At 57.3% G+C, this 12,882-nt stretch carries 15 protein-coding genes; 8 read left to right on the top strand and 7 right to left on the bottom strand.

The features are described 5' to 3' along the window. Positions 1-91: 91 nt before the first annotated feature. The 3 genes from degS to I6L46_RS15210 form a co-directional block, all read right to left on the bottom strand. Positions 92-1,216: an outer membrane-stress sensor serine endopeptidase DegS gene (gene degS, locus I6L46_RS15220; RefSeq protein WP_005336297.1), complete on the bottom strand. Its 1,125-nt coding sequence runs from the start codon at positions 1,214-1,216 to the stop codon at positions 92-94. Positions 1,217-1,325: 109 nt separating this feature from the next. Continuing rightward, positions 1,326-2,687, bottom strand: coding sequence for a Do family serine endopeptidase (locus I6L46_RS15215; RefSeq protein WP_005336295.1), 1,362 nt, complete (start codon positions 2,685-2,687; stop codon positions 1,326-1,328). An 81-nt stretch (positions 2,688-2,768) separates the two neighbouring features. Next, complete coding sequence (locus tag I6L46_RS15210; RefSeq protein WP_201996575.1) at positions 2,769-3,149, bottom strand: YhcB family protein; 381 nt, start codon at positions 3,147-3,149, stop codon at positions 2,769-2,771. Positions 3,150-3,289: 140 nt separating this feature from the next. Between I6L46_RS15210 and zapE the strand changes: the two genes are divergently transcribed. The 8 genes from zapE to I6L46_RS15170 all read left to right on the top strand — a co-directional run bounded on the left by zapE (position 3,290) and on the right by I6L46_RS15170 (position 9,463). After that, positions 3,290-4,384 carry a cell division protein ZapE gene (gene zapE, locus I6L46_RS15205; protein WP_216976203.1) on the top strand — a complete coding sequence of 365 codons (1,095 nt, stop codon included), beginning with the start codon at positions 3,290-3,292 and terminating at the stop codon, positions 4,382-4,384. Between the two features lie 266 nt (positions 4,385-4,650). Beyond that, complete coding sequence (gene rplM / locus I6L46_RS15200) at positions 4,651-5,079, top strand: 50S ribosomal protein L13 (RefSeq protein ID WP_005336289.1); 429 nt, start codon at positions 4,651-4,653, stop codon at positions 5,077-5,079. Between the two features lie 15 nt (positions 5,080-5,094). Continuing rightward, positions 5,095-5,487 (top strand): 30S ribosomal protein S9, encoded by a 393-nt coding sequence (gene rpsI, locus I6L46_RS15195; protein WP_005336286.1) that lies wholly within the window; start codon positions 5,095-5,097, stop codon positions 5,485-5,487. A 295-nt stretch (positions 5,488-5,782) separates the two neighbouring features. Then, positions 5,783-6,373 (top strand): ubiquinol-cytochrome c reductase iron-sulfur subunit, encoded by a 591-nt coding sequence (gene petA / locus I6L46_RS15190; RefSeq protein ID WP_005336284.1) that lies wholly within the window; start codon positions 5,783-5,785, stop codon positions 6,371-6,373. Between the two features lie 2 nt (positions 6,374-6,375). Further along, entirely contained in the window at positions 6,376-7,593 is a 1,218-nt protein-coding gene (locus I6L46_RS15185) for a cytochrome bc complex cytochrome b subunit (protein ID WP_005336282.1), read from the top strand. Continuing rightward, positions 7,590-8,324, top strand: coding sequence for a cytochrome c1 (locus I6L46_RS15180; RefSeq protein WP_005336280.1), 735 nt, complete (start codon positions 7,590-7,592; stop codon positions 8,322-8,324). Before I6L46_RS15185 ends, I6L46_RS15180 begins: the two co-directional genes overlap by 4 nt. Before the next feature lie 87 nt (positions 8,325-8,411). Further along, the gene (sspA, locus tag I6L46_RS15175; protein ID WP_005336279.1) at positions 8,412-9,041 is read left to right on the top strand and encodes a stringent starvation protein SspA; all 630 of its coding nucleotides are present in this window, start codon (positions 8,412-8,414) and stop codon (positions 9,039-9,041) included. Next, complete coding sequence (locus I6L46_RS15170) at positions 9,038-9,463, top strand: ClpXP protease specificity-enhancing factor (RefSeq protein WP_005336278.1); 426 nt, start codon at positions 9,038-9,040, stop codon at positions 9,461-9,463. Before sspA ends, I6L46_RS15170 begins: the two co-directional genes overlap by 4 nt. A 43-nt stretch (positions 9,464-9,506) precedes the next feature. On the opposite strand, the gene dolP is transcribed toward I6L46_RS15170, so the two are convergent. From dolP to I6L46_RS15150, 4 genes are read right to left on the bottom strand one after another with little or no spacing between them, the layout of a single operon-like run. Beyond that, entirely contained in the window at positions 9,507-10,085 is a 579-nt protein-coding gene (gene dolP, locus I6L46_RS15165; RefSeq protein WP_042053505.1) for a division/outer membrane stress-associated lipid-binding lipoprotein, read from the bottom strand. Positions 10,086-10,089: 4 nt separating this feature from the next. After that, positions 10,090-10,680, bottom strand: coding sequence for an SIS domain-containing protein (locus I6L46_RS15160; protein WP_005336275.1), 591 nt, complete (start codon positions 10,678-10,680; stop codon positions 10,090-10,092). 9 nt (positions 10,681-10,689) lie between these two features. Further along, positions 10,690-11,082: a YraN family protein gene (locus I6L46_RS15155; protein WP_085941981.1), complete on the bottom strand. Its 393-nt coding sequence runs from the start codon at positions 11,080-11,082 to the stop codon at positions 10,690-10,692. Further along, on the bottom strand, positions 11,003-12,790 hold the full coding sequence (locus tag I6L46_RS15150) for a penicillin-binding protein activator (protein WP_254203105.1): 1,788 nt from the start codon (positions 12,788-12,790) through the stop codon (positions 11,003-11,005). The genes I6L46_RS15155 and I6L46_RS15150 overlap by 80 nt, the downstream gene beginning before the upstream one ends. Positions 12,791-12,882 lie beyond the last annotated feature (92 nt).

Below are 12,882 nucleotides of genomic sequence, written 5' to 3'. Positions count from 1 at the left end.
AACTGTGAGTCATCTCACGGTAAGAGACGTAGCCGAGGGGAAAGATATGGAAAAGGGCGGTTTCCCGCCCTTCTCATAACAAGGAGTGACGCTAGCTGGCCGATGCTGCGCTCGAGCTGGCCGTTCTCTGCTGATAGCGCAGGTCTTCCTCTATAGTGACCACCACTTCCAGCGGCTTGCCGGAGCGGAATACCGAGATGGTCAGCTTGGTGCCGGGGCGGCTCTCGACAATCTTGTCCATGGCGCTGCGTACGCCACTGATGGCCTCTCCGTTGATCTTGAGCAGCACATCCCCTCGCTGCAGGCCGCCTTTGGCCGCCGGGCCGTTGGGATCCAGACTCTCCACCACCAGACCACGCAGGTCGCCGAGGTTCATCATCCGCGCGACTATGGGGTTGATCTCGACACTGGAGATCCCGAGGTAGCCGCGGATCACCCGGCCGTTGGCGATCAGCTCATCCATGATCCGTTTTGCCAGCCGGTAGGGGATGGCGAAGCTGATGCCGTAGCTCTCCTGATTGCCGTTGAGGTGATAGGTGGCGGTGTTGATACCCACCAGATCGCCACGGCCGTTGACCAGCGCGCCACCCGAGTTGCCCTCGTTGATGGCGGCATCGGTCTGCAGCAGATCCTGGCGGCCATTGCTGTCGGGTCCCATGCTGGAGAGGCCGGTACGGCCGGTCGCACTGATGATGCCCTGGGTGATGGTCTGGCCGACGTTGTAAGGGTTGCCGATGGCGAGCACCACATCCCCCACTTCTGGCAGTCGCTCGGGATCCTGCGGGATCACCGGCAGGTTGTCTGACTCGATATAGAGCACGGCGAGGTCGGTGAGCTGATCGGTTCCGACCAGCTCGGCACTGAAGACCCGACCATCCTGCAACGCGACGATGATCTGGTCGGCATCGGCGATGACGTGGTAGTTGGTCAGTACATAGCCGCGCTGATTCATGATGACGCCAGAACCCAGCCCTTGCGGGCGCAGTTCCCCCTGATTGCCCTGATTGGGGGCAAAGCTGCGGGTGTAGATGTTGACGACGGCAGGGCCTGCCCGATGGGCGGCATAGGAGAAACTCAGTTCACGGGCATTGGTGATGATGCCGGGCAGTTGGGCACCACCGCGAAAATGGGGAAACAGCAGCAACAGCAGCGCTGCGACGGTCAATCCAAAACCGACAGACTTGCCCAAGTAACTGACTAAAGGGGGGATTTTCATGTCATTCTCATCCGTACAGGCTGCGCGCAGAGAATAACACTATCGATGGATAAAAATCACCCGCGGTGAAGGCCGCGGGTGATAGAGGTGTTGGCGAACAACTTGAGCGTTAGCGGATCACCAGATAGAGCGAGGAGTCGCCGCGCTGGATGTTGAGCGCCAGCACGTCAGGTTTGTTCTTGAGCGCCTTGGTCAGCTCGCCCAGGGTGTTGATGCGCAGGCGGTTGACCCCGATGATGATGTCACCCTTCTGCAGGCCGGAAGCGGCTGCCGGAGAGCGAGGATCAATATCGGCCACCGCGACACCGGAGACCGGGTCGGTAGTGGTGCTCAGCTTGGCCCCTTCCAGTGCCGGATGCAGCGCGCTGGCGCGTACTTCGCTGTCATCGGCCTGCTTCAGGGTCACTTTGGCAGTTTGTGACTTGCCATCGCGGATCAGTCCCAGCTCGACCTGCTTGCCAGCGCCCATGGTAGCGATCTTGGCACGCAGCTCGCCGAAGGAGCGAACCGGTTTGCCATCGATACTAACGATGATATCGCCTGCCTTGATGCCCGCCTTGTCGGCCGCCGAATCAGGCATGACCTGATTGACGAAGGCACCATCCTTCTTGTTGTAGCCGAAGGTTTTGGCGATGTCGGAGGTGAGCTCGGTGCCGGTAATCCCCAGCTGGCCGCGACGCACTTCACCGTACTTGACGATCTGCTCGGTCAGATCCCGCACCATGTTGGAAGGGATGGCAAAGCCGATGCCAATGTTGCCGCCGTTCGGGCCCAGAATCGCGGTGTTGATACCGATCAGCTCGCCACGCAGGTTGAGCAGGGCACCGCCGGAGTTACCGGAGTTGATAGCCGCATCGGTCTGGATGAAGTTCTCCAGATTCTCGATGTTGAGGCCGCTGCGACCCAGCGCACTGACAATACCGGATGTGACGGTCTGGCCCAGACCAAACGGGTTGCCGATGGCCAGCGCATAGTCACCTACCCGCAGCTCGTCGGAGTCGGCAAACTTGATCTGTACCAGATCCTCGGCCTTGATTTGCAGCAGAGCGATGTCGGACTGCTTGTCTTCACCGATCTTCTTGGCCGCGTACTCACGACCATCCTTCAGATTGACCTTGATCTCGTCCGCCTCGTGCACCACGTGGGCGTTGGTGATCACGTAACCCTTCTTGGCATCGACGATGACACCGGAGCCGAGCGCCTGGAACGGCTGCTCGCTCACCTGTTCATCGGGCATGTTGGGGCCGAAGAAGAACTTGAACTGTTCCGGCAGACGCTGACGGGTAATTTTTTTGCCAGAAACCGAGATATTGACCACCGCCGGGGTGACCTGTTCGAGAACAGGCGCCAGGCTTGGCATCTCCTGATTTGAACCTAACAGGGAAGGCAGTGCAGCCTGAGCAGGGGCCGCAGACATGGCGATACCGACACTGAGGGCTAGCACACTGAGCATGGAAAGAGGTTTACGCATATGAAAAACAGCTCCCAGAAAAAGTTGCATTGCAATCGTCAAGGTCAGACCACGGGACTGGCCAATTAGTTCCGCGAGGAACTAGTTTGGTTGCTTGAGCAGTCCGGAAGAGGCGCCAGCATAGTCGCGAGGCGGAACGCCCGGCTCTTCTGCCACATTGGCAGGGGTTTCTTCTACCAATGATTCGCGGAACAGCGGTTCCTGCGCCTTGGCCAGGAATTTGCTCTGCTCGGCCATGTGGCGATAGAGGGTCTGATACTGCTCGGCCAGTTGCTCCATCAGGGCGGCACTGTCGGCGAAGTGGGTGTTGATCTGGCCCTGATAACTCTCGAGCTCCTTGTGGGCCTTCTTCAGCTCCTGTTCGAGACGGCCAGCATCGCGGCTACGCACCGAAAAACGGCCGAGAACGATACCGATAATCAAGGCCGCGACAGCCAGCAGGATCCCAGTTAACAGACTCATAGATGCTCCTTGTTACAGCTAAAACAGAGTGGGTTTATGCGGTCGTCATAACCGCCATGCCTTGATGGCACTATACCGTGCGTCCTGAGGCCGTGATACCATTTTGTCCTCGATTCAGGGACTTGGAGAGGCGCTCAAGGATGACACCGCAGCAAAAATACCAGCAGGATCTGCTGCGCCCCGGCTTTGTGGCCGACCCCGCGCAGGGGATGGCCATTAGCAGGCTGGAGCGACTGTATCAGGATTTGCTACGACGCCCGACTCCGACCAGATCTCGAGGGCTGCTGGGTTGGCTGCAAAAGCCCAAGCCGCCGGAGCCCGTCCTGGGTATCTATATGTGGGGCGGAGTGGGCCGAGGCAAGACCTGGCTGATGGATACTTTTTTCGACAGCCTGCCTGGGACGCGCAAGATGCGCAGCCATTTCCACCGCTTCATGCACCGCATTCACGATGAACTGCAGGGGCTGAGCGGGCAGTCCGATCCCCTCAAGCTGGTGGCCAGCAAGCTTGCCAGCGAGACAGACATCATCTGTTTCGACGAATTTTTCGTCTCGGACATTACAGATGCCATGTTGTTGGGCACGCTGTTTCAGGAGTTGTTCGGTCACGGCGTCGTGCTGGTGGCAACCTCAAACATTCCGCCAAAGGATCTTTACCACAACGGCTTGCAGCGAGCCCGTTTTCTGCCAGCCATTGAGCTTATCGAGCGCCATTGCGAAATACTTAACGTGGACGGCGGCATCGACTATCGCCTGCGTACGCTGGAACAAGCGGAGATTTATCACTGCCCGCTGGACTTGCAGGCAAAAGCCAATCTTGACCACTATTTTCAGCAATTAACCGGTGGGCACGCTGCTTGCGAGGGGACGTTCGAGGTCAATCATCGTCAGCTGAAGTCGCTCGGGATGGGGGAAGGGGTGCTCTATATGGAATTTGAGCAACTTTGCTGTACTCCCCGCTCCCAGAACGACTATATCGAGCTGGCCAGGCTGTTCCACACCGTTCTGCTGGCCAATGTGCAGCCAATGGGCACAGGCACGGATGACGTGGCTCGCCGCTTCATTGCCATGGTCGATGAGTTTTACGAACGGCACGTCAAACTCATCATGTCGGCAGCGGTTCCCATGACAGAACTCTACGGCGAAGGGCTGCTGAATTTCGAATTCAAACGCTGTCTTTCGCGGCTTCAGGAAATGCAATCGCACGAATACCTTGCCAGAGTGCACCTTCCTTAGTCACAATACCGCGCCTGCCAGTCGGATGGGCATCTGCGGCAGGTAGGGCCGGGCGACATTTGCTGGTTTCATGGCAGTGAAATTAGCAGGTGATATTTAAGGCAACTTCACTTATAATCGCCCGGCCCACGTTACAGCTGTCGATAAGACAGCAACACTTTAAGCTTTACTTGTATTCGAAGGGGTACAGGTAGGCCATCGTTTGTTGTTTGTGGGAGAGCCCCCATAAGCAATTGGGTCTGTAACAGGTAATTGGGTTTAACTTAATGAAAACTTTCGTTGCCAAGCCAGAAACCGTAAAACGTGACTGGTACATTGTGGACGCAGAAGGTAAAACTCTGGGTCGTATCGCAACCGAGATCGCTGCTCGTCTGCGTGGTAAGCACAAAGCTGAGTACACTCCGCACGTTGACACCGGTGATTACATCATCGTTGTAAACGCTGAGAAGGTACACGTAACCGGTAAGAAATTTACCGACAAAATGTACCACGCTCACTCCGGTTTCCCGGGTGGTATCAAGTCAATCAGCTTCGACAAGCTGATTCAGCGTAAACCGGAAATGGTAATCGAAGCAGCCGTCAAAGGCATGCTGCCGAAAGGTCCTCTGGGCCGTGCCATGTTCCGTAAACTGAAAGTTTACGCAGGCGCCGAGCATGCTCATGCTGCTCAGCAACCTCAAGTACTGGATATCTAATCGGGAACTGGCAACATGGCAGAAAATCAATACTACGGTACCGGCCGTCGCAAAAGCTCCACTGCTCGCGTATTTATCAAAGCGGGTAGCGGCAAGATCGTAATCAACCAGCGCTCCCTGGAGCAGTACTTCGGCCGTCCGACTGCCCGCATGGTAGTTCGTCAGCCGCTGGAACTGGTTGAGATGACCGAGAAACTGGACCTGTACATCACCGTTAACGGTGGTGGCATCTCCGGTCAAGCTGGTGCGATCCGCCACGGTATCACTCGTGCTCTGATGCAGTACGACGAAACCCTGCGTTCCGAACTGCGTAAAGCTGGCTTTGTTACTCGTGATGCCCGTAAGGTTGAGCGTAAGAAAGTTGGTCTGCACAAAGCTCGTAAGCGTCCGCAGTACTCCAAGCGTTAATTCGCTTTTGGTACTCACTCTTTCGAGTGTCAAAAAAGCCTGGCAATCGCCAGGCTTTTTTTATTGGTAATATTACCGACATCAATGCTAACCACGCGTCACAAAAGACAAAAAATTGTTTCTTTATTGTTTTCATTGCTCACCGCTCTTTCTTGTCAAGTTGTTATCTTTTCTTTAAAATTTCCCCTGTTTTCTGTGGCAATTGTAAATCCAGCTTCCGCCGCTGTTGTCACGGGAAAAATGGGGAACAGGGACACTATAAGAATGTGCGGAGTCCACATGGGAGAGTTTTTGGATGAGCAATGCGCCAGTTGATACCGGTCGCCGCAGATTTCTTACCTGGTCAACGGTTGCCGTTGGTGGGGTAGGAGCTGCGTTTACCGCAGTGCCGTTTATAAAGTCATGGAATCCGAGCGCCAAGGCCAAAGCAGCCGGTGCGCCGGTTGAAGTCGATATCAGCAAGTTGGAACCGGGTCAGCTCATCCGTGTCGAGTGGCGAGGCAAGCCTGTCTGGGTGGTGAAACGCACCAAACAGACGCTGGATGCCTTAGCCGCGCATGATGACAAGCTGCGGGATCCCTCATCTGAAGAGCCGCAGCAGCCTGACTATGCCCATAACGGGTACAGATCGATCAAGCCCGAAATTTTTGTCGCGGTCGGTATTTGCACCCACTTGGGGTGTTCACCTTCCTATCTGCCTGACAGCTTTGGCGAGCAGGTGCAGGGCGTTACGTCCGGCTTCTTCTGCCCGTGCCATGGCTCCAAGTTCGACATGGCCGGCCGTGTGTTCCAGGGGGTGCCTGCACCGCTGAACCTGGTCATTCCGCCCTATCAATTCATTAATGACACCACCATCCAGGTCGGTGCCGATGGCAAGGAGGCCTGACCATGTTGAGTAAACTGATGGGCTGGATCGATTATCGATTCCCGCTCACGGCCATGTACAACGACCACATGGCCAAGTATCCGGCACCGAAGAACCTGAACTTCTGGTACTTCTTCGGCTCGCTGGCCATGCTGGTGCTGGTTAACCAGATCATCACCGGTATCTGGCTGACCATGAACTACAACCCCTCCGCGGAAGGTGCGTTTGCCTCCGTGGAGTACATCATGCGCGATGTGGAGTACGGCTGGCTGCTGCGTTACATGCACTCAACCGGCGCGTCTGCATTCTTCATCGTGGTTTACATGCACATGTTCCGCGGCATGATCTATGGCTCTTATCAGAAGCCTCGTGAGCTGCTGTGGATCTTCGGCATGCTGATCTTCCTGGTGCTGATGGCAGAGGCCTTTATGGGCTACTTGCTGCCCTGGGGTCAGATGTCATTCTGGGGTGCCCAGGTCATCATCTCGCTGTTTGGCGCCATTCCGGTCATCGGTGACGATCTGACCCTGTGGATCCGTGGTGACTACGTGATCTCCGGTGCGACCCTGAACCGCTTCTTCGCGCTGCATGTCATCGCGTTGCCGCTGGTGCTGGTGATGCTGGTTGCCATGCACATTCTGGCGCTGCACGAAGTGGGCTCCAACAACCCGGATGGTATCGACATCAAGAAGCACAAGGACGAGAACGGCTGGCCGCTGGATGCGGTGGCGTTCCACCCTTACTTCACCGTCAAGGATATGATCGGTGTGGCTGGCTTCCTGTTCTTCTTCTGCGCCATCATCTTCTTCAAGCCGGATATGTGGGGTTACTTCCTCGAGAAACCGAACTTTGAAGTGGCTAACGGTCTGAAAACTCCGGAGCACATTGCGCCTGTGTGGTACTTCACGCCGTTTTACGCCATTTTGCGGGCGGTGCCGGACAAGCTGCTTGGCGTCATCATGATGGGTCTCTCCATCGTGGTACTGTTCCTGCTGCCGTGGCTAGATCGCTGCAAGGTGCGCTCGGTGCGTTATCGCAGCATGCTGCACAAGCTGAACATTGCCCAGTTTGTGGTCTGCTTCATCATCCTGGGGGTGTTGGGGGTGCTGCCATCGACGCCGACGTTGACGCTGGTTGCCCAGATCTGTTCACTGGGATATTTCGGGTTCTTCGTCCTGCTGTTCTTCTATAGCAAGAATGAAAGCACCAAGCCGCTGCCGGAGAGGGTGACATTTAAATGAAAAGAATAATATTTGCAGTGCTGACCCTGCTGCCATCTCTGGTATTTGCAAGTGGCGGAGCTGTTCATCTGGACAAAGCCAATTACGATCTGAGTGACAAGGCATCGCTGCAACGCGGCGCGGCCACCTTCATGAACTATTGCGCCGGATGCCACTCCACCCAGTATCAGCGTTATAACCGGGTCGCAGAAGATCTCGGGATCCCCGAAGATTTGATGAAAGAGAACCTGATTTTCACCGGCGCAAAGGTCGGTGACCTGATGAAAAGCGCCATGTCAGAGAAGGATGCCGCCAAGTGGTTTGGTGCGCCGCCCCCCGATCTGACTCTGGTTGCTCGGGTACGCGGTGCAGACTGGATCTACACCTATCTGCGTTCCTTCTACGTGGATGAGACCCGTCCGTTCGGGGTGAACAACGCCGTGTTCCCATCCGTGGGCATGCCCCATGTGCTGGAGCCGTTGCAGGGAACCCCCCGTGCCGAGTTCGCTACTCACACGGTCGACGGAGTGGAAACCCAGCAGGTTGTCAGCATCAAATCTGATGGTAATGGTGAAATGGATGACGAAGAGTATGATCAGACGGTACTGGATCTGGTAAACTTCTTGGTCTACTCGGCTGAACCGGTACAACAGGAGCGTGAACGCATGGGCTTCTGGGTGCTTGGATTCATTGTGATCTTCTTCATCTTCACTGTGCTGTTGAAGAAGGAATTCTGGCGCGACGTTCACTAAGCGACCAGATACGGGTAATATAATGCACGGCAATGAAGACCAAGATGCTTCATTGCCGTTTCTGCTTTTTAATGACGGGAGGGTTCAATGGCTGTAGCTGCCAATAAGCGTTCGGTAATGACGCTGTTTTCCGGTGCCAACGATATGTTCAGCCATCAGGTGCGTATTGTCCTGGCGGAGAAGGGTGTTAGCGTGGATATCTGCCAGGTTGATCCAGCCAATCTGCCGGATGAGCTGGCCGAGCTGAACCCGTACAACTCTGTACCGACCCTGGTTGATCGTGAGCTGGCACTCTACACCTCGCGCATCATCATGGAGTATCTGGACGAGCGCTTCCCGCATCCGCCCCTGATGCCTGTTTACCCGGTTGCCCGTGGTAACAGCCGTCTGATGATGCACCGCATCGAGCTGGACTGGTACTCCCTGGCCGACAAGATCATGGCCGGAACCGATGCTGAAGCGGCACGCAACGAACTGCGTGACAACCTGCTGGCCATCGCGCCGATCTTCGGTGAAATGCCCTATTTCATGAGCGAAGAGTTCGGTCTGGTGGATTGCTACATGGCACCGCTGCTGTGGCGTCTGCCGAGCCTTGGCATCGACCTGACCGGTCGTGGTGCCAAAGAGCTGAAGGCCTACATGGTTCGTCTGTTCGAGCGTGAGTCCTTCCAGGCTTCCCTGACCGAAGCCGAACGCGAGATCCGTGCCGGCGTATGAGCATGGAACCGACAATGACACCGAGCCGCCCGTACTTGTTACGGGCGTTCTTTGACTGGTTGCTGGACAACGATCTGACCCCTCATCTGGTGGTCAACGTCAACATTCCCCATGTGATGGTGCCGATGCAGTTTGCTCAGGACGGACAAATTGTACTGAATATCGCGCCCCGAGCCGTGATGCAATTTCACATGGATAACGAGGCTATCAGCTTCAGTGCCCGCTTTGGCGGCGTCTCCCAGCAGGTTTACATCCCGATGGCGGCAGTGCTGGCTATCCATGCCCGGGAGAACGGCGTGGGCACCATGTTCCCGCCCGAGCCGGGTTACGATATCTGGCTGGAGCAGGCTGAAGCGCCGGTGGAGCCTGAGCCGGAACCGCCGCGTCCAAGCGGTCGTCCGACCCTGAAGGTGATCAAATAAAAAACGCAGCCGATTGGCTGCGTTTTTTTATGTGCGGTCGAGCTTAGTTCTGGGCGAATTCGAAGGCCTTGATCACGCGCTTCACGCCGGTGACATGGCGGGCGATGTTGACTGCCTGCTCTCCCTCTTGGCGAGTCACCAGACCAATCAGGAACACCTCGCCGTTCTCGGTGACCACCTTGACCTTGGTGCTGTCGAAGTTCTTGGTGCCGAACATATCGGCTTTCACCTTGGAGGTGATCCAGGAGTCATTGCTGCGGGTGGTGAAACTGACAGGTTGGCCGATGCGCAATTCGTTGTAGACGTGGCGAACCCCTTCGATGCGACTGACAATTTTGCCCGCCTCAATCTTGTAAACGTCAGAAGGTGTCTGGCCGACCAGCAGGACGCGGCCATTGTTGCTGTAGACGCTGATCTTGCTGGCTGCGCTGAGCGGTTTGTTGTCGGCCAGCAGATTGGCCGCTTTCAGCTCGATGGTCTGGTCATCCCATTGCGCGCCCAGCGTTCGGCGATCGCCAGAGGCCTTGGCAGTCCCTGCGGCGCCGCCAACAACCAGGGCTGCGCAGCCTTGCAGCAGCAGGGTGCTAACCAGCAGACCGAGCAGGATAGTGTGCTTTTTCATGGTTTCAATCTTCCTGTTGCGGGAAAAGAGTCTGGTCGATGAGATCACACAGGCAGTGCAGGGTCAACAGGTTCACTTCCAGAATGCGAGGGCGACGGGCGGAGGGAACACGGATCTCCACATCGTTCGGGCCGAGCAGACCAGCCATTTCGCCACCGTCCCCCCCGCTCAGCACCACTATGGTCATGTCACGGGAGAGGGCAGCCTCGGCGGCCTTGATCAGGCTGCGGCTGTGGCCGGAGGTGGTGATGACCACCAGAATGTCGCCAGGCTGACCCAGCGCGCGGATCTGCTTGGCGTAGACCTCTTCAAAACCGTGGTCGGTGGCGATGGCGCTGATGGTCGCCATGTCCGGGGTCAGGGCCATACCGGGCAGGGAGGGGCGCTGGGTTTCGTAGCAGTTGACCAGCTCGGAGATGAACAGTTGCGCCAGTGCGGCAGAAGGACCGTTACCGCATGCCAGCACCTTGTGGCCATTGAGCAGGCAGATGGTGATCATCTGGGCTGCAGTATGGATGGCATCCGGCAGCGCCTCGGCGGCGGCTATCTTGGTCTGGATGCTTTCGGTGTAGTTCTCTTTGATGCGGTCAGTCATAGGGTCCTCTTAAAATGCGTTCTGGATCCAGGCTGGCTGGTCGCCTTCGAACGCAATCACATCGAATCGGCAGGCCTGATTGGCCTCGTTGATGGCATGTTGCTTCAAATAGTGGCGCGCTGCCAGCATGATCTTGTGCTGTTTGCTGCGGGTGACCGAGCTGGCGGCCCCGCCATGGCTGCCGGTGGCCCGGTAGCGCACCTCAACAAACACCAGGGTCTGGCCCTGGTGCATGATGAGATCTATTTCACCGCCACGACAGCGGTAGTTGCGAGCTACCGGTTGCAGGCCCCGGGCCTGCAACCAGCGTTCAGCGACTTGTTCAAAGTGCTGTCCCTTGCTCGTTGGTGAGGGGAACAGGCTCGGCAACTGCTGGCGCATCCGTTTCCATAGTTCCTTCATTGGAGGGCTCCTCCAGTTGCTGAACGGCGTTCTCGTCGACCAGTTTGCCGTTCTGGTAAGTACCCCAGCTCAGCATACGTACGATATTGCCCTGGGCATCGACGCTCAGCTGACCGCTCATGCCGGCCTGCTGCATGCCGCCCACCTTGCGCATCTGCTGCAGGTTCTCAGCCAGACTGACGGCATCGTAGCCCATGGCAAACAGACGCAGCAGGTCACCCTGAGTCTGCGGCCAGAGCAGGGCGATCTGCTCGCGCTGTTTCTCGTAGCCGCCCAGCAGCAGCGGCATATCGGCGATATGCATGCCGTTGAGCTCGGAGGCGACCTCGGTGGCTGCGCTGTCGTAGCCACGGGAGCTGGTGTAGATGGGCAGGCTGCCCATCGGATTGACCGAGACATCCACGTAGGGCTTGATCATCCGGGTTTCCAGGCTGTTGGCCACCACATAAACGGCATCGATGCTGCGCGGTGAGGCATCAGAGAGTTGCACTACCTCGCCAGCACGGGCGGTAGAGCGGCCGCTCAGGGCATTCTTGACCATCCCCTGTACTTCGTTGCGGGCACCGAAGGTGGCAACGACCGGCTTATCCTGGCTCAGGGTGGCCCAGCTCTGCTCGAATGCCTTGATACTGCTGTAACCGATCCGCCCCTGGGCGGCGATCAGCAGCGGTTTGCGGTAGCCCTGGGTGTAGAGGTATTGGGCTGCCTGCGCGGCATCTGCGGCGGCAGAGAGGGAGAAGTAGTAGGTGGTGTCGTTGACGACCGGCTTGTCCAGCTCGTTGAGCGCCAGTACCGGCACGGTCGGATTGGCCTTGAGCAGCTCCTCGACCCTGTCTTTCAGCAGCGGGCCGATGATCATGTCTGCCCCTTCCTGAATCGCCTGCTTATAAAGGTCGCCGGTCGACTTGCTCTGGGTGTCGTAGAAGTTCAGGGTGAATTGCCCCTGATTTTCCTTATAAGACATCAGCATACCGTTACGGATGGCGGCGCCCTGTGGCTCCAGATTGCCGGAGAGGGGCAGTAGCACTGCGATCTGTTGCACCGAGGTGCTGGCAGTGGCCGCCAGATCGCCCAATCCTGCCGGCATATCCTTCTGAGCCGGATGGTTGGGGAAGTCGCGCTTCCAGCCTGCCAGTTGGCGGGCCAGCAGGTTCGGCTGGGCGCCAAACTCGTTGACCAGTGCCGCCAGTCGCAACCAGCCGGTGGTCACATCAGGGGCCGGAGCCTCTTCCAGCGCTTGCAGGGTGGAGGGGGTCATGCTTTTGAGCAACGACCAGATCTGCTGATGGTTGGTCGCCTGCTCGCTCTGATTGAGGTAGGGCTCCAGTGCAATCAACGACTTGGCTGCGCCAAACTTGTTGTTGATGTCGAGCTGCAGCACCACGCGCTGGCGATACCAGTCCTTCTGGGTATCGGCATCCAGCACCACCTCGGGTTTGCCTTCCAGCAGGATCAGCGCCTGATTGGCGTGGCCTTGCGCCAGCAACAGATGGGCTTGCAGCAGTTGCAACTGCGTCTTCTGAACGGGATCCTTGGCCTGCTTCTGCAATTGTTGGAACAGTGCCGAGGCCGGTTTGGCCTGGCCCAGCGCCAGATAGCTGCGTGCCGCCAGCATCTGCCAGGTAAAGGCCTCGGCCGGCTTGGCGGGGTCCACCTGCTCAAGATACCACTGGGCATTCTTGGTCAGATTGGAGAACGCAGAGGGCATGCCTGACTGCCCTGACGGTTGATTGGGCTCCGACGCACAGGCGGCGAGCAGTACTGCCGCGAGTATGATGCCGAAGAGTCGTGATACACTTA

Source organism: Aeromonas sp. FDAARGOS 1416, from assembly GCF_019048085.1.
GTDB lineage: Bacteria > Pseudomonadota > Gammaproteobacteria > Enterobacterales > Aeromonadaceae > Aeromonas > Aeromonas veronii.
Note: the sequence above shows the minus strand (reverse complement) of the source record. Positions and strands in the feature narration are given on the sequence as shown.